The organism is Bradyrhizobium sp. (assembly GCF_049512235.1).
Taxonomy (GTDB): Bacteria; Pseudomonadota; Alphaproteobacteria; order Rhizobiales; family Xanthobacteraceae; genus Bradyrhizobium.
The window spans coordinates 1-17528 of the sequence record NZ_JBEKXH010000149.1; the positions used below are offsets into that span (position 1 = coordinate 1).

The window sequence follows — 17528 nt, forward strand, 5'->3', positions numbered from 1 at the left end:
AATCACCACGTCAGCACCGGCGACCAGGGCCTGCACGATGGGTCCAGCACCGAGGTAGGCGTTGGCAGACAGGATGCGGTTGCCAAGGTCGGCGACGCGGCCTTCGATTTCCATAAACGGAAAATTGCCGCGCTTGCAGGCGTCCAGCACGTCGTCGCCGATGACGGCTGCGACCTTCAATCCCTTGAGTCCCAGCTGTCTTGCTATCTCGGCGGTTTTTGCCGCCGCGGCGGCCGGATTTGCGGCGCCCATATTGGTGATGATCTTGATGCCCCGGGATTTGCAGATCGAGAGAACGGCCCGCATGCGTGGCTGCAGCAGCGGATCGTATCCCGCTCCGGGATCCCCGAGCTTCTGTTGCTGGGCCAGCGCGATGGTACGCTCGGCAAGGCATTCGAAGCCGAGGTACTGAATGTCGCCCTTCTCTGCGAGTTCAACCGCGGGCTCGATTCGGTCGCCCGAATATCCAGCTCCCGAGCCTATCCTGATGGCTTTCATGACCGCCGCTCCAATGACCTACAGCGGGAATACCCCTGAAAGCACGCCGGCCATCTACATGATGACAGCTGTTGGTGTGACCGTGCTGCCTGCGTCCGCGAAGCAGGTCAGCATTGCGGTGAGGAAGACGTTCAGGACGGAAAATCGGCCGCTTTGACCTGAATTCTGTCGGCATGTAGCGACCATTCGCAAAGGGCTTCTGCCTTGCAGAATATTCGCTTGGCAAGCTCGGTCGCCTGGCCCTCATTTGAGGCTTCAACCTCGAGCGCACTCTGGCAAATTTCCAGCTCCCGGCCGTTTTCGCCGAGCACGTTCTTCATAAAGCGGACGACAAATCGAGACATGGAGGCTCCTGCTGCCGATGTAGCGCCAGAGATCGATCGATTTGACCTTATCATGAAACGACTGGCTTGATCGATATCAAAGCCTGTCCGCCTTATCTGCATCACCCACCCTCGGCCCGAGCTCGGCCGAGGCCTCCCGCCCAACGCCCGTGGGCGGCCTAGGCTCCGGCAGCCGGCAGGCTGGCCGCCGCGATAGCGACGATCTGGGCAAGGCGGCGCCCGATCCGGGACGGCAAGAAGCGCAACTTTCGCATCGCGGAGTTCCCTTCGGCGCCGGCGGAACAGATGGTCCCGCGGACAAGCGCGCACCCACCCGATTTGACCCCGCGCGGGAGGCATGTCGAGGGGACGGCAAAAATAGCAACGCCTGCATCGTCCGGGTGTCGATCCACAGCGGATTCTTTGCCGATCTTGCCTCGGCAACGGCCGAAATCTTCTCCGCGGTAATTCCGTACGACGGCCAACCCGCCGCCAGACGGCCGAACGCTAGCCCGGCGCGAACCCGAAGGTCCGCTCGAAACGTCCCGCGTAGCCCGGCCATACCTCGGGGTTGACGACGCGCGCTGGCCGCTTGCCGTCGAGCGCCTCGAGCATTTGTTCGGCAGCGATCCTGCCCATGTTGGCCCGCGCTTCCCGGGTCACGCCGGCGGTATGGGGGCTCGCCAGCACGTTGTCGAACTGCAGCAGCGGATGGTCCGGCGGCGGCGGCTCCTTGGACCAGACATCGATGCCGGCGCCGGCGATGCGCCTTTCGCGCAGCGCCTCGACCAGGGCGGCTTCGTCGTGAATAAAGCCCCTTGCCGTGGTGATAAAATAGGCATGCGGCTGCATGGACGCGAATTCGCGCGCCCCGATCATGCCGCGGCTTTCCCTGGTCAAAGGGCAATTGATCGACACGTAGTCGGAGCGGCGCAACAGATCGTCGAGTTCGACCTTTTCCGCCCCGCGCGCGGCCATTTCAGCCGCCGAAAGATAGGGATCATAGGCCAGCACCTTCATGCCAAGAAGGCCCCTGCAGAGTTCGGCAATGCGACGGCCGACATGTCCAAGCCCGACGATGCCGATGGTGCGGCCCTGCGCCTCGGTGCCGATGAGGGCGTTGCGGTTCACGTTGGCCTCGCGCCGAAGCGCACGATCCGCCTCGAGGATGCGCTTCGACAGCGTGAGCATCATCCCCAGCGCGTGTTCGGCCACGGAGTGGGCGTTGCCTCCGGACTGATTGACGACCAGCACGCCGGCCGCCGTGCAGGCTTCGACGTCGACGGGATCGTAGCCCGCGCCATTGCTGGAGACGATCAGCAGGTTCGGCGCGCGGGCCAAAAGGTCCGCATCGGCATGAAAATGCCTGGCCAGTTCGTCGCGCGCCGCACCGATCTGATAGGCGTGCGCGGCCGCCAGGATCGGGCTCGCAATTTCCTCGGCGCTTTCGTTCTCGAGCCGGTCGAGCCGCACATCGGGCCGCGCCCGCAGGATGTCGGCATAGACCTCGTGGGCGAGATACTTGACGTAGAATACGCGCTTGTTGTTGGCGGACATGTTTATTCTTGTTGTTGCCTTATTGCACGGCAGCCGCCCGGCTGTATCGCCACCCGCTGCAGATCGCGGGTACGATCGGGACATGTTGACAATCCGGCGGATCACGTCAAGTTTCGGCGCCTCGACAAGGCGGCCGCGATCAACATCGCGAACGAAAACCGTCGCGAACACGGGAGCAATCGATGGCCGCTGCCGAGGGAAAAATCTCGCCCAAGGCCTTGGACGAAAAGGCTTCTCACGAAAAGATCTGGCACGAGGTCGTGCTGCAAACGCTGAAGCAGAACGACATCCGCCTGGTGCCCTATGTTCCCGACCGCGTGCTGACGACGCTGATCAGGACTCTCCACGCCGATCCGTTCTTCCTGACCTTCCCGACCGCGCGCGAGGAGGAAGCGGTCGGCATCGTCTCCGGCGCGTGGATGGGCGGCGTGCGCGGCGCGGTGCTGATGCAGACTTCCGGCTTTGCGACGCTGGCAAACGTGCTGGCATCGCTGGCGGTCCCTTACCAGATCCCACTGATCATGCTCGTGTCGGAGCGCGGAACGCTCGGCGAATTCAATTACGGACAATCGCTGGTCTGCCGCACCATGCGCCCCGTACTCGACTCCCTGGCGATGGAGCACCACACCGCGACCCGGCTCGATGAGCTCGAGTTCATCGTCGATCGATCGATCAAGCAGGCCATCGCCACGCAGGCGCCGGTGGCGCTGATCCTGTCGCCGCTCTTGACCGGCGGCAAGGTATTCGAGAAATGAGCGATGCCATGAGCCCGGCGACCACTCGCAACACCAAGGTGATGAACCGGTTCGATCTCACCTCGCGCCTTCTTGCAAAGCTGAAGCGTGAGGAAGCCGTGATCGGCGGAATCGGCAACACCAATTTCGACCTGTGGGCCGCCGGCCACCGGCCGCAGAATTTCTACATGCTGGGCAGCATGGGCCTCGCCTTCCCGATCGCGCTCGGCGTCGCGCTGGCGCAGCCGAAGCGCGGCGTTTTTGCGCTCGAGGGAGATGGCTCGCTCTTGATGCAAATGGGCTGCCTTTCGACCATCGCCGCGCTCAAGCCGCCAAACCTGCACATGATCGTGATGGATAACGGCATCTACCAGATCACCGGCGCGCAACCGACCCCCGCCGCGGGCGTGTCGGATATGGTCGCGATCGCCGTCGGATGTGGACTTTCCAACAGTGCCTGGGCGGCCGACGAAGAAGATTTTGAGCGGCTGGTCGATCGGTCGCTGTCCGCCTCCGGACCGACCCTGATCGGGGTCCGCATCGACGACAAAGCCGGGGTCGGAGCAACCCGCAGGGATCCCGTGCAGATCCGGGAGCGTTTCATGCTCGGCCTCGGCGTGCGCGAACCGCTGTGAGCCACAGGCCTCCCCCGCGGGCTGCGATCGTCCGTTAACCACATGATCATCACAAGCGATCGTGACGAGGATACCATCGACGAATCCTGTTATCTCAGCGCGATGATCATCATCCTCAGAATATTCGCCTGGCTTCTGGCCGGCGCCGTGACATTTGCAACCCTGGGCCCGCCGCGCTATCGGCCGCACTCCAATCTCGGTCAGGACGGCGAGCATGCGCTGGCGTTCGTTCTGGTCGGGCTGGCCTTCGGCCTGGCCTATCCCAAGCACCGGCTGATCACTTCGGCGACCGCGGTTGTCGCCATTGGGCTGCGCTGACCGCCTCTCTCGGCCTCGCCGTCATCGCGGGACTGGATCGGGCCGTGCAGCGGCTGCGCTTGAGCGCGACAACGACGTGATACCCCGATCCGTCATGATGCCTGGAATTGCCAGGGCCGGCTGGGGAGGCTGGCCAGATCGGGCTCAGCTCAAAAAGCCGCCTGGTCCTTGGTGATACGGAACACGCGCAGGTCCTGCTGAACGCCCTTGAGCTTGAAGACGCCTGATACGACTTCCCGGGAAGCAAGCAGCGCGTGCACGCCTTCGGCCGAATAGACATCCTCGGAAACAAAAATCTCTTCCGCATCCGCGAGGTGCTGCACGCGCGCCGCAATGTTGACCGTCTGGCCGAAATAATCGAGCCGTTCGTTCAATGTTACCGCAATCGCCGCGCCTTTATGAATCCCGATCTTGAGAATGAGAGCACGGTCAGCCTGCGTGCCGTTGAACGTATCGATCTCGTTCCGCATCGAAAGAGCCGCGGCGACCGCGTCGGCAGGTTCCAGGAACGTGGCCATGACGGCATCGCCAATGGTCTTGATGATCGCGCCATGGTGGCGAACCACGACGCCCTGCAGCAGATCGAAATGCCGCTGGACCAGGGCGAAGGCATTGAGGTCGCCGATGCGGTCATAGAGTGCGGTCGACCCTTTGAGATCCGTGAAGAGAAGCGTGATGTCCTTGACCCCAATTCCCTCCCGCGCCTTGATGACCTCGGAGCGGAACAGATCGCGAAAGGCCTGCGTGGTCAAAAGACGTTTGCCGTTGAGAAACGGAACAAAATGTACGGGGGCGCCGCCCATGGTGAAACCAGGCGGCCGCACGGCGATGGCAAACATGCCGCGCTCCGAGGTCTTGTTCGCGAGCGTAAAAACAATCTTGCCGGGCGCCATCTCGTGCACCTCGCGGACGTGCACTTTATCGCCATAAGCGACAGGCACAACCTGCGGGCCTGAAGCCGGCGCTCCGACGATCGAGACCATGATCGCGGCTCTTCCGAGCGGACAGGTGCCGACGACACTGCCTTCGCTGACCTCGATCTCGATGGAGGTGGTCTCACCCGGCGGCAGATAGGTCACCGACCGCGCCATCGCCGCCTTGGCATTCACCAGCGGCTGACCATCGGGCAACAGGCCATCGGCCGTGTTCAGTGTCTTGAAAAACTTGTCCCAGGCCGAGAGTTGGTCGGGATCATGAAACGCTAGCTTGCGGATATTCGGACTGACGGTGAACGCGACCGCGATATATTCATCGAGCGCCGCGTCAAACCCGACCTGGCAGAACGCGCAGTGATAGTGATTGTGCAGGCTCTTCAAGCTGCGGAAGCTCTCGACCACGCAGCAACATCGCGGACAGTACAGCGACCAATCCATCGAGAAAAGGCCAAGCGCCGTGGCATGAAGAAACAGGTCGATGATTTCGTTCTCGGCTAGATGGCGCTCCCTGGCAAAGCTGAAGGCGTTGATCCGGAACAAAGCCAGATCGTCCGCGGTGCGAATGTGACTCTCGAGCTTTGATATCAGCCGCGGACTCCACGCCCTCGCTGCTTCAAGCGCGGCCAGACGTTCGTCCAACAATGGCTCATTGACAGCGCTGACCATCTTCCGGTGTCTCCCCTATGACAACGCCGCGCCGCGAGTTCAGGCCACCGCGGAATCGCGGGGTGAGCATATCCAGATCGACGTGGTGCGGCCACTCTCTTGCGGCCTAATTGCGAGCAGCCTGTTCGATGACGTTCGCAACCGCGCGCGGCTGCGAGAAGAAGATAGCGTGGCTGCCCACTTCGCGAACTGCGATTGATGGGTATCGCTGCGCTCCACCCATCCTCCGAGCTGGCTCTCATTCCGGATCGCACCGGAATGACGCCTATTGCGTAGGGTGGGCAAAGGCGCCCTTTGCGCCGTGCCCACCATTTTGGATGCGAAAAGATGGTGGGCACGCCATCGAGGGCGCGCATTCGCGCGTCTCGCTGGCTTTGGTTTGCCCACCCTGCAGAACTCCCCTCACAGCAATCCCGCGCCGCGGGCCCATTTGTACTTGGCGCCCAAAACCGCGACCGGGATTTCGGTCGAATAGGCGTAGGCGACGATGCCGTTCTGGTAGAGGTAGTCGGCGGCCTCCTCGACCTCGACATCGCCGGCGAGCGAGGCCACGATCGGTTTCTCGATGCCCTTGGCTTTCATCGCGTTCTTCACCTCGACCATGTTCCTCGCGAACACCATCGGCGGGGTGACGATGGTGTGCCAGTAACCCAGGATAAGTGCGTGGATGCGCGGGTCTTCGAGCCCGAGCTTCACGGTGTTGACGTAGGTGATCGGCGGCTCGCCGCCGGTGATATCGACCGGGTTGCCGGCGGCCCCGAACGGCGGGATGAACTTGCGGAACGCCGCGTCGAGATCGGCAGGGATCGACATCAACGAAAGCTTATTGTCGATGCAGGCATCCGACAGCAGCACGCCCGAGCCGCCGGCCCCGGTGATGATGACGACGTTCTCGCCCTTCGGCGTCGGCAGCACCGGAATGCCGCGGGCGAATTCCAGCATGTCGCGCAGCGATCGGGCGCGGATCACGCCCGACTGGTTGAAAACGTCCTCGTAAATCTTGTCGTTACCCGCGAGCGCGCCGGTGTGCGAGCTTGCGGCTCTGGCGCCGGCCGAGGTCCGGCCGGCCTTCAAGACCACGATCGGCTTTTTCCTGGAGACGCGTTTGGCGACTTCGGCGAAGGCGCGGCCATCCTTCAGGTCCTCGCAATGCTGGGCGATGATCTCGGTGTTGTCGTCCTGCTCGAAGAACGTCAACAGATCGTCCTCGTCGATATCGGACTTGTTGCCGAGGCCGACGATCGCGGAGACGCCCATCCTGGCGGAGCGCGAGAAGCCGATGATCGCCATGCCGATGCCACCGGATTGCGACGACAGCGCCGCCTTGCCCTTGACGTCGTAGGCGGTGCAGAACGTCGCGCACAGATTGGCGGGCGTATAGTAGAAGCCGTAGATGTTCGGCCCCATCAGCCGGATGCCGTATTTCTGTCCGATCGCCTGGATTTCCTCCTGACCCCTGACGTTGCCGGTCTCGGCATAGCCCGAGGGAATCAGAACGGCACCGACGACCTTCTTCTCTCCGCATTCGATCAGCGCGGAAGCGACCAGGCTTGCCGGTATCGCAAACACCGCAATGTCCACTTCGCCGGGAATGTCCTTGACCGACTTGTAGACCTTCTTGCCCATGATCTCCTGGGCCTTGGGATGGATCGGGTAGATCTCGCCCTGGTAACCGCCATTGATGAGATTCTTCATCACGGAATTGCCGATCTTGCCGTTCTCGGCGGACGCGCCGATGACGGCAACCGACTTCGGCTTCATGATCCGGTTCATCTGGCGCACGATATCGTCATGGTTGGGACGCGGACGCGGCGGCTTCGGCGCGAAATCGACCACGATGCGCACGTCGGCGGCAACAGCGCTGTCTTTGGTCGCGAATACCGGATTGAGGTCCATCTCGGTAATTTCAGGAAAATCGGTGATCAGCTTGGAGACGTTGACGATGATATCGGCGATCGCATCGCGGTTGGCCGGATCGCTGCCGCGCACGCCCTTGAGCATCTCATGGGCCTGGATGCCGTCCAGCATCGAGAGCGCGTCCTGCTTGGTCGCCGGCGCGAGGCGGAAGGTGATGTCTTTCAAAACCTCGACCAGCACGCCGCCCAGGCCAAAGGCCACGAGCTTGCCGAACGAGCCGTCGGTGACCGCGCCGACGATGACTTCCTGCCCGCCCCGCAGCATCTGCTGGACCTGGATACCTTCGATCCTGGCGTCGGATTTGTAGTTCCGGGCGCTCGTCAGAATGGTTTCGTAATTCTTCTCGACCTCGCCTGCGGTTTTCACCCCTACCATCACGCCGCCGGCTTCGGTCTTGTGCAGGATATCCGGCGACACGATCTTCATGACCACCGGAAAGCCGATCTCGGTCGCGATATCAGACGCCTCGCTGGCAGATTTTGCTACCCCTTCCCTGGGAACCGGAATACCGTAGACGTCACATACCAGCCGGCCTTCCGGCGCCGTCAGGCTGGTGCGTTTTTCCGCTTTGACGGAATCGAGAATTTTGCGGACCGCATCCATTGAACTTGACGTTGGTGAACTGGACGTTGGTGAATTTGACATTGGCTTTCTCCCTGGCGTCTGTTTTCAATTCGTCGGCGACGCGTGCTGGCATCGGGTCCATGATTTCCCGCACTCGCTTCACCGGTGTTTTCCGGTGATCGAAAGCGCGGGCCCGCGTTCGCAACGGCATCCTTTTGGCGCCACTGATTGGCTCGGTTATGGCATTTGGTATGCCAGAAACGAAGTTGTCAAGGCATGGGGCCGCGTGTAAGTGCTGAAAATATGGGTAACTTGACATGCTGGCATTTGGTATGCCAAAAATTCAAGACAGTGATAAGCACATCTCCCGGGATGAGATAAGTCGTGCCCCACGAAAACAAACTAAGGCAGCCCAGCATGGCCGAGGCAGAAATTGCGATCGTCCGAATTGCTCCGGAAGCCAGCTTCAAGACCAAGGCCTATCAGGCCTTGAAGGAAGCAATCCTCAAAATGGACATCTATGCGACGCCGGAACCGGTCATGCTCGACGAGCGCGCTTTGTCGGAGCGCCTCGGCGTCAGCCGCACCCCGATCCGTGAGGCGATCGCGATGCTGGAGCAGGACGGCTTTGTCAAGACCGTGCCGCGTCGTGGCATCGTTGTCGTGCGTCGTACCAAGAACGAGATCGTCGACATGATCCGGGCCTGGGCCGCGCTCGAGAGCATGGCGGCGCGGTTGATCACGACCACCGCGCGCAAAAAGGACATCTCGGCGTTGCGCGACTTTTTCAAGAATTTTGGCAAGGATCGCCTGCCGCAGGATCACATCGAGGAATATTCCAAGGCCAACATCGCCTTTCACCAGGCGCTGATCTCGCTCAGCGAGTCGCCGGTGCTGGTCGAAATGACCAACGATATCCTGCTGCACGTTCGCGGCTACCGGCAACTCACGATCGGGCGCGTGGACCGCACCGCGGTGTCGCTGCCTGAACATTTGGCGATCATCGAAGCACTCGAAGCGCGCGACACCGAGCTCGCGGAAAAGCGCGCCCGCGATCACACGCTTGGCCTTGCCGCGTATGTGGAAACCCACGGCCAGGAACTCTTTTAGATCGGCCGCAGCCTTTCGCGTCGGGCGGCAACTTAGAAGACGACGAACTCGTCCGCAGGGAACGATCAGGGAGACGACCGATGCTGAAAACAGCAGCCGCCGATGCAAATACGGCCGAAGTCCGGCAGGAACTGACGGACGGCTTCCATCTCGTCATCGATGCGCTCAAGCTCAACGGCATCAACACGATCTATGGAGTGCCCGGCATCCCGATCACCGACCTCGGCCGGATGGCGCAAGCCGCCGGCATCCGCGTCATCTCGTTCCGGCACGAACAGAACGCCGGCAACGCCGCGGCAATCGCTGGCTTCCTGACCAAAAAACCCGGCGTCTGCCTTACGGTATCGGCACCGGGCTTTCTCAACGGCCTGACGGCACTGGCCAACGCCACCACCAACTGCTTCCCGATGATCCTGATCTCAGGCTCCTCCGAGCGCGAGATCGTCGACCTGCAGCAGGGCGACTATGAGGAGATGGACCAGCTGGCCATCGCCAAGCCGCTGTGCAAGACGGCGTTCCGTGTGCTGCACGCCGCCGACATCGGCATCGGGCTTGCCCGGGCGATCCGTGCGGCCGTGTCCGGTCGTCCCGGCGGCGTCTACCTCGATTTGCCGGCCAAACTTTTCTCGCAGGTAATGGACGCGGAGGCTGGTGCGAAATCGCTGGTCAAGGTGATCGACCCGGCGCCGGCGCAAATCCCCGCGCCGGGTGCGGTCAAGCGTGCGCTCGATGTCCTGAAAAAGGCAAAACGTCCGCTGATCATCCTCGGCAAGGGCGCCGCCTATGCCCAGGCCGATGAAACGATTCGCGATCTGGTCGAAAAGACCGGCGTTCCGTTCCTGCCCATGAGCATGGCCAAGGGCCTGTTGCCCGACACCCACCCGCTATGCGCAGGGGCGGCGCGTTCGACGGTTCTGAAGGACGCCGACGTCGTGATGCTGATCGGCGCGCGCCTCAACTGGCTGTTGTCGCACGGCAAGGGCAAGAGCTGGGGCGAGGCGCCGAAGAAGTTCATCCAGATCGACATCGAGCCCAGGGAAATGGACTCCAACGTCGAGATCGTGGCTCCCGTGGTCGGCGACATCGGCTCCTGCGTATCGGCCCTGCTTGACGGCATCGACCTTCACTGGGCGACCGCGCCGGCTGACTGGGTCGGCGCCGTCAAGGCAAAGAAGCAAGAGAACGTCGCCAAGATGGCGCCGCGACTGATGAACAATGCCTCGCCGATGGACTACCACGGCGCGCTCGGTGCACTGCGGACCGTGGTAAAAGAGCGGCCGGATGTCATCCTTGTCAACGAAGGCGCCAATACGCTCGATCTCGCGCGCGGCGTCATCGACATGTATCGGCCGCGCCAGCGGCTTGATGTCGGCACCTGGGGGGTGATGGGCATCGGCATGGGCTACGCCATCGCCGCCGCGATCGAGACCGGCAAGCCCGTGCTCGCAGTCGAAGGCGACAGCGCGTTCGGTTTCTCGGGCATGGAAGTGGAGACGATCTGCCGCTACAATCTGCCGGTCTGCATCGTGATCTTCAACAATAACGGCATCTACCGCGGCACCGACGTCAATCCAACGGGCGGCCCGGATGTCGCGACGACGGTGTTCGTCAGGGACTCGCGCTACGACAAGATGATGGAGGCGTTCGGCGGCACAGGCGTCCACGCGACGACGCCGGACGAACTCAAGCGCGCCGTCGACGCGGCCATCGATTCAGGCAGGCCCACCCTCATCAACGCCGCGATCGACCCGGCGGCCGGCAGCGAGAGCGGCCGAATTGGTAACCTCAACCCGCAAAGCAAGCTTCGCAAGAAGTGACGGGCAAACCCGTTCGCGTAATTGCGCAGGCGGGGCATCACATCAACCAAGCTATCGCGCCAGGAAGGCCGCGCCCGACAGAACAGAAGTGATTACCGTCTTCCCCGCTGTTGCGGGATCGACGACAGCCCATCTCAAGGAGAGACCCTATGACCAAGGCGCTGCAAGGCGTTCGAATTCTCGATTTCACCCACGTCCAGTCCGGACCAACCTGCACGCAATTGCTGGCGTGGTTCGGCGCCGACGTGATCAAGGTCGAGCGCCCCGGCGTCGGCGATATCACGCGCGGTCAATTGCAGGACATTCCCAACGTCGACAGCCTGTATTTCACCATGCTCAACCACAACAAGCGTTCGATCACGCTCGACACCAAAAACCCGAAGGGCAAGGAAGTCCTCGCCGCGCTGATCCGGAAATGCGACGTACTGGTGGAGAATTTCGGGCCCGGCGTGCTCGATCGCATGGGATTTCCCTGGGAGAAGATTCACAGCATCAATCCGAAAATGATCGTGGCCTCGATCAAGGGTTTCGGCCCGGGGCCTTACGAAGACTGCAAGGTCTATGAGAACGTCGCGCAATGCACCGGCGGCGCGGCATCGACCACGGGCTTTCGCGACGGACTGCCGCTGGTCACCGGCGCCCAGATCGGCGACAGCGGTACCGGCCTGCATCTGGCGCTCGGCATCGTCGCCGCGCTCTATCAGCGCACTGCGACCGGGCAGGGACAGCGCGTAACTGCGGCGATGCAGGACGGCGTGCTGAATCTGGCGCGCGTCAAGCTGCGCGATCAGCAGCGCCTCGCTTATGGCCCGCTCAAGGAGTACAGCCAATACGGCGAAGGGATTCCATTTGGCGACGCGGTGCCGCGCGCCGGCAATGATTCCGGCGGCGGTCAGCCCGGCCGGATCCTGAAGTGCAAGGGCTGGGAGACCGATCCCAATGCCTACATCTACTTCATCACCCAGGCGCCGGTGTGGCAGAAAATTTGCGACGTGATCGGCGAGCCCGGCTGGAAGACCCATCCCGATTACACCAAGCCGGCTGCGCGGCTGACGCGCCTCAATGAAATCTTCGCGCGCATCGAACAATGGACCATGACCAAGACCAAGTTCGAGGCCATGGATATTCTCAACAAGGACGACATTCCCTGCGGTCCGATCCTGTCGATGAAGGAACTGGCCGAGGATCAATCGCTGCGCGCGACCGGCACCGTGGTCGAGGTCGATCATCCCGAGCGCGGCAAATACCTGTCGGTCGGCAATCCCGTCAAGTTGTCGGACAGTCCGACCAATGTGACGCGTTCGCCGCTGCTCGGCGAACATACCGATGAAATCCTGCGGCAGGTGCTCGGCTTCTCCGACCACCAGGTCGCGGAGATCCACGATTCCGGCGCACTCGATCCGCCGCGCAAGGTTGCCGCCGAATAGGCCGCCGCGCATCGATGCATGTCAGGGCCGAAGGGGCGAGTGACGGCCCTTTTATTTGGCCCCGGCCAGCGGCGAGCTGCCGCTGGCATCTGGCATACCTGACACCGCTCGGAACATTTCCGCCGCAGCCGGGTTGGGGCCGCACCTCCCCGACTTGACCCCGTTTTCCCCGGGGTCTTTTTTTGACCTGTTGCAGCACTCGGGCGTCCCGCACTTTGAGGGTGCTGCGACATATTGCATAAGCCGGCAATGCACCTTTGCGGGAATAATGACTTGCGCTCTGGCATATCACATACCAAAATCGTCCTGACCGGTAACGCTCGTCCAACGGTTGCGTGCCTGGGGAGGAAACATGACTGCCACTGCACGAGCAACAGCGCCGCCGCAGGCTGCCTACTTCCGCTGGTTGCAGTTGGCAATGGGCGTCGTCTGCATGGCGATGATCGCCAATCTGCAATACGGCTGGACGCTGTTCGTCGATCCGATCGACGCGAAATTTCACTGGGGCCGGGCCGCGATCCAGCTCGCCTTCACACTGTTCGTGGTGACGGAGACCTGGCTGGTCCCGCTCGAAGCGTGGTTTGTCGACAAATACGGCCCGCGCACGGTGGTCATGTTTGGCGGGATCATGATCACCATCGCCTGGGTGATGAACTCGAGCGCAGACTCGCTGGTGCTGCTCTATATCGCCGCGATCATCGGCGGCATCGGTGCCGGCTCGGTGTACGGAACATGTGTCGGAAACGCGCTGAAGTGGTTTCCTGACCGCCGTGGCCTGGCCGCCGGCGCCACCGCCGCCGGCTTCGGTGCGGGTGCTGCCATCACCGTGGTGCCGATCGCCAACATGATTGCGGCGAGCGGCTACCAGGCCGCGTTCTTCGCCTTCGGCATCGGGCAGGGCGTGATCGTCTTCATCCTCGCGTTTTTCCTGCGCAAGCCGTCGCAGGCCATGCCGGCGAAAAGGAAGCAGCTCAATTTGCCGCAGACCAAGATCGACTTCATGCCGCCGCAGGTGCTGCGCTCGCCGATCTTCTGGGTGATGTATCTGGTGTTCGTGATGGTCGCCGCCGGCGGGCTGATGACCGCCGCGCAGGTTGCCCCGATTGCCAAGGACTTCAAGATCGCCAATGAGCCGGTCGGCCTGCTCGGCTTCCAGATGGCCGCCTTGACCCTCGCGATCTCTCTCGACCGGATCTTCGACGGCTTCGGCCGGCCGTTCTTCGGCTGGGTCTCCGACCATATCGGCCGCGAACACACCATGTTCATCGCCTTCGCGACCGCCGCGCTGATGCTGCTGACGCTGTCGGTGTACGGTCACATCCCGGTCGTGTTCGTGCTGGCAACGGCGGTGTATTTCGGCGTGTTCGGCGAGATCTACAGCCTGTTCCCCGCCACCAGCGGCGATACGTTCGGCGTCAAATACGCCACCACCAATAACGGCATGCTGTACACGGCCAAAGGCACGGCCTCCCTGCTGGTGCCGCTGGCGAGCCTTGTTGCGTCCAGTTATGGCTGGCAGGCCGTGTTCGTGATCGCGGTGGCGCTTAACGCGACCGCCGCGTTGCTGGCGCTGTTCGTGATCAAACCGATGCGGCGCAGTTTTATCCTGGGCAACGAAGCCATCGCGGATGCCAGCGTGCACGACGCCAAAATCGCCTGATCGCGTCATACGTTTGCATCAATAGAGGCGCATGCTGGTGCGCCTCTATCTTTTGCATCGGGATCGCCGTGCCAGGCGCGCGCTCGTCTGACCGCTAAGCGCATTGTTCCGCGGCAGGACCTCGCGGGCCGCTGCGCCTGATGCCGACGGCGATTGATCCGGCCGATCTGCTCAATTCATGACGGCGACAAAGGCGGTTCCGCCGGGCCGTGGGATTCTTTGAGCAAGGAACTGCACACATCTTATGCATGCAATTTCTAATATTATTTTGAAAGTGAGCAATTTTAGGCTGTATGCCGTCCCGCGTTCGTACATGTTGTCCGCGTTGAAATCAACTCAACAAAAAAGGAGGCTTCGATGCCAATCGCATCGTGGCGCACCTAAAGCTTCGGCGTGGTTCGGCGCCAGCGACGCTTTTGCCGCTGCCTCGGTTGATCTCCACAGCGCGCTTGCTCCGTCGACCCAGGGAACCTGCGTCGCGCCGTAATGTGCCGACGAATTACGGCACCGAAAATCGATCTGGTGAATCCAAGCAACCTCAACAAAGGGGACTAAAAACATGTTTCAATACTTCAAGCCTGTTCGTGAGAGTACGCGCGCGCGCCTGCTGCGCGGATGCTGCAAAGCGCTTCTGGCGCTGCCTTTGGCCCTTGTCGGATCGAACGCGTTCGCGCAACACGTGGCCAATCCCTTCGTTGGCGCGACTCAGTATGTCAATCCGGACTACGCCAATGAGGTTGCCGCGGTCATCGCGCAGACCAGCAACGCGCAGCTCAAGGCTCAGATGGCGACCGTGGCGGGCTATCCGACGGCAGTCTGGATCGACAGCATGGCAGCCATTGCCGGTGGTTCAGCCAACAACGGCCGGCTTAGCCTTGCACAGCACATTGCCGCGGCGCTGAAACAGCAAACAGGTACCGAGCCTGTCGTCATCACACTCGTCATTTACGATCTGCCCCAGCGCGACTGTGCCGCCCTCGCCTCAAACGGCGAAATCAGCATCGCGCCCAATCCGCCGACGCAGCCGCTGACCGGCATCCAAACATACGAGCAGAATTACATCACTCCGATCTTCAACATCCTGCAGCCCTTCGCGAGCAACCCGAATGTTCGCTTTGTCCTGGTGATCGAGCCGGACTCGCTGCCGAATATGGTCACCAACACCGGTCTGAGCTTCTCGATCCCGAATTGCGTCGCCGCCAACGGCGGACAGAGCGGATCCGCGTCGCTCAACGGCGTCTATGTGCAGGGCATTCAGTTTGCGGTCAACCAGTTCCACACCCTGACGAACGTCTATCAATACCTCGATATCGGACACTCGGCCTGGCTGGGCTGGCCATCGAACATGACACCGGCCGTCACCTTCTATACAGGGGTGGTCCATGCCACTACCGCCGGCCTCAATTCGATCGATGGATTTATCAGCGATACGGCCAACTACACCCCGACCAAAGAGCCGTTCATGACCGCCACCGAATCAATTAGCGGCAATCAGGTTTTGTCGGCCAACTTCTACCAGTTCAATCCCGATATCGACGAGGCCGACTATGATGCATCCTTGTACTCGTCCTTCGTCAATGCGGGTTTTCCGGCCAGCATCGGCTTCCTGATCGATACCTCGCGCAATGGCTGGGGAGCAAGCAACCGGCCCACCGGTCCCAGCACGAGCACCGACCTGAATACATTCGTCAATGCGACCAAGATCGACCAACGCAATGCCCGGGGACAATGGTGCAACCAGAGCAACGCCGGACTTGGCACGCCACCGACGGCAAGCCCGACGACCAGCCCAGGATTTTTCCCGCAGCTTGAGGCCTTTGTCTGGATCAAGCCGCCGGGAGAGTCGGACGGCACCTATGCCACCAGCACCGCCTTCATCAGCGGCAACGCCGACGAAAATTGCGACCCTGCGCACTCTAATGCGCTCGCCAACAACACCTTGACCGGTTCGCTGCCGAACCCGCCATCCGCCGGCAAATTCTTCCCTGCCGAGTTCACCATGCTGGTCCAGAACGCGTTGCCAGTTGTCCCGGGCGGGGCTGGCGGCGGCGGCACCCCGCCGCCTTCACCGAGTTTCACGCTGTCGGCAGCGCCCACCACTGTGTCGGTGACCCAGGGCGCCAGCGGCACCGCCGCGGTCAAGGTTACCCCCGCCGGCGGGTTCAACGCCGCTGTCGCCTTCGGGACGAGCGGCCTGCCCGGCAACGTTACCGCCTCGTTGAACCCAGTGTCATCCGCGACCTCCACGACCGTGACGCTCCTCGCCGGCACATCGGCGACCCCGGGTACCAGCAATGTAACCATCACCGGGACCAGCGGCAGCTTAAGCGCGACCACGGCGCTCGGCCTCACCGTGACCGCGGCTCAGAGCGGAGGCGGCGGTACTGGCGGCGGTTCGACTGGCGGCGGGACCGGCGCAGGACCGGCAACTTTCACCGGCAAGGCGGGTACGGTTGGTCCGTGGTTCGATGAGGACGACGTCGTGCTTTCGACCAGCGTTCCGATCACGAACCTGGCGCTGACGATCACGGTGCCTGCGGTCAACGCGGTCTTCAGCAACTTGTACAACACCTTCACGACCAATATTGTCGGAACCCATACTAGCGGCGCTTCGATCGTCTACACCTTCACGTCCCCGCCCGGCCTGACCATCAACGGCGGCGGCACCTTCGCCGCGCAAATCGGCGGCAACGGCACCCAGCATCTCGCCACCACCGACAGCTGGTCCCTCACCTATACGGCGGGAGGCTCTACCTTTAGTCAGTCCGGCATCTTCTAATAAAAACGGCTCGCGACCAGGCTATCGCCGGCATGGTCGCGGGCCACCGGCAGTCGTATTTCGGAGTGTTGCATCGGTAACATCAATAACAAGGATAAGCACAAATGCCAGCGCCCCACGCCCTATCGATCGGTTCAGGTTTTTTGTTTCTCGCGACAGTTTTTCTGACGTCGCCGGGATCCGCGCAGACCACCTCGACGGTCCAGATCACGGCGGGGACGGCATTGAGCACCATCCCCGCCCTCGCGTTCGGCATCAACAGCGCGGTCTGGGACGGCAACCTGCTCGATGCCGCGGTGCCGGGTCTGTTGACCAATGCCGGCATCAGCGCGATCCGTTATCCCGGCGGCTCGACCTCGGACGATTATAACTGGCAGACCAATTCGATCGTTCCGAACCAGGGCGGGTTCGCCAATCCCAACAATACCTTCGATGCCTTCATGGGGGTGGTCAAGAGTACCGGCACCACCCCGATCATCACCGTGAACTACGGCTCCGGCCCCACAGGCGTTGGCGGTGGGACACCGGCCCTTGCGGCGGCGTGGGTCACTTATGCCAAGACAAAAGGCTATGGCGTCAAGTACTGGG

At 62.0% G+C, this 17528-nt stretch carries 13 protein-coding genes and 1 pseudogene; 9 read left to right on the forward strand and 5 right to left on the reverse strand.

The window, feature by feature from the left end:
• The 3 genes from ABSG20_RS15640 to ABSG20_RS15650 all read right to left on the reverse strand — a co-directional run.
• The coding region (locus tag ABSG20_RS15640) for an acyclic terpene utilization AtuA family protein (protein ID WP_423865412.1) at positions 1 to 498 on the reverse strand (498 nt) is incomplete at its 3' end.
• A 131-nt stretch (positions 499 to 629) separates the two neighbouring features.
• Positions 630 to 842, reverse strand: a complete 213-nt coding sequence (locus tag ABSG20_RS15645; RefSeq protein ID WP_423865424.1) for a hypothetical protein — start codon at positions 840 to 842, stop codon at positions 630 to 632.
• Between the two features lie 486 nt (positions 843 to 1328).
• Positions 1329 to 2378 carry a hydroxyacid dehydrogenase gene (locus ABSG20_RS15650; protein ID WP_423865413.1) on the reverse strand — a complete coding sequence of 350 codons (1050 nt, stop codon included), beginning with the start codon at positions 2376 to 2378 and terminating at the stop codon, positions 1329 to 1331.
• 182 nt (positions 2379 to 2560) lie between these two features.
• On the opposite strand from ABSG20_RS15650, the gene ABSG20_RS15655 reads away from it, so the two are divergent.
• The 3 genes and pseudogenes from ABSG20_RS15655 to ABSG20_RS15665 form a co-directional block, all read left to right on the forward strand.
• Positions 2561 to 3133: a thiamine pyrophosphate-binding protein gene (locus ABSG20_RS15655; RefSeq protein ID WP_423865414.1), complete on the forward strand. Its 573-nt coding sequence runs from the start codon at positions 2561 to 2563 to the stop codon at positions 3131 to 3133.
• Positions 3130 to 3747: a thiamine pyrophosphate-dependent enzyme gene (locus ABSG20_RS15660; protein ID WP_423865415.1), complete on the forward strand. Its 618-nt coding sequence runs from the start codon at positions 3130 to 3132 to the stop codon at positions 3745 to 3747. Before ABSG20_RS15655 ends, ABSG20_RS15660 begins: the two co-directional genes overlap by 4 nt.
• Before the next feature lie 102 nt (positions 3748 to 3849).
• A pseudogene (locus ABSG20_RS15665) lies at positions 3850 to 4059 on the forward strand (VanZ family protein); the annotation flags it as partial.
• A 155-nt stretch (positions 4060 to 4214) separates the two neighbouring features.
• Here the strand turns inward: ABSG20_RS15665 and ABSG20_RS15670 are convergent.
• Together ABSG20_RS15670 and ABSG20_RS15675 are read right to left on the reverse strand one after the other, a co-directional pair.
• Positions 4215 to 5666 (reverse strand): adenylate/guanylate cyclase domain-containing protein, encoded by a 1452-nt coding sequence (locus ABSG20_RS15670; protein ID WP_423865416.1) that lies wholly within the window; start codon positions 5664 to 5666, stop codon positions 4215 to 4217.
• A 402-nt stretch (positions 5667 to 6068) separates the two neighbouring features.
• Positions 6069 to 8228 carry an acetate--CoA ligase family protein gene (locus ABSG20_RS15675; RefSeq protein WP_423865417.1) on the reverse strand — a complete coding sequence of 720 codons (2160 nt, stop codon included), beginning with the start codon at positions 8226 to 8228 and terminating at the stop codon, positions 6069 to 6071.
• A gap of 336 nt (positions 8229 to 8564) precedes the next feature.
• On the opposite strand from ABSG20_RS15675, the gene ABSG20_RS15680 reads away from it, so the two are divergent.
• The 6 genes from ABSG20_RS15680 to ABSG20_RS15705 all read left to right on the forward strand — a co-directional run.
• Positions 8565 to 9257, forward strand: a complete 693-nt coding sequence (locus ABSG20_RS15680; RefSeq protein WP_423865418.1) for a GntR family transcriptional regulator — start codon at positions 8565 to 8567, stop codon at positions 9255 to 9257.
• Positions 9258 to 9337: 80 nt separating this feature from the next.
• Positions 9338 to 11074, forward strand: coding sequence for an oxalyl-CoA decarboxylase (oxc, locus tag ABSG20_RS15685; protein ID WP_423865419.1), 1737 nt, complete (start codon positions 9338 to 9340; stop codon positions 11072 to 11074).
• A 149-nt stretch (positions 11075 to 11223) separates the two neighbouring features.
• Positions 11224 to 12501 (forward strand): formyl-CoA transferase, encoded by a 1278-nt coding sequence (frc, locus tag ABSG20_RS15690; protein WP_423865420.1) that lies wholly within the window; start codon positions 11224 to 11226, stop codon positions 12499 to 12501.
• Between the two features lie 352 nt (positions 12502 to 12853).
• The gene (oxlT, locus tag ABSG20_RS15695) at positions 12854 to 14161 is read left to right on the forward strand and encodes an oxalate/formate MFS antiporter (RefSeq protein WP_423865421.1); all 1308 of its coding nucleotides are present in this window, start codon (positions 12854 to 12856) and stop codon (positions 14159 to 14161) included.
• Between the two features lie 559 nt (positions 14162 to 14720).
• On the forward strand, positions 14721 to 16940 hold the full coding sequence (locus tag ABSG20_RS15700; RefSeq protein ID WP_423865422.1) for a glycoside hydrolase family 6 protein: 2220 nt from the start codon (positions 14721 to 14723) through the stop codon (positions 16938 to 16940).
• Between the two features lie 104 nt (positions 16941 to 17044).
• The coding region (locus ABSG20_RS15705; RefSeq protein ID WP_423865423.1) for a hypothetical protein at positions 17045 to 17528 on the forward strand (484 nt) is incomplete at its 3' end.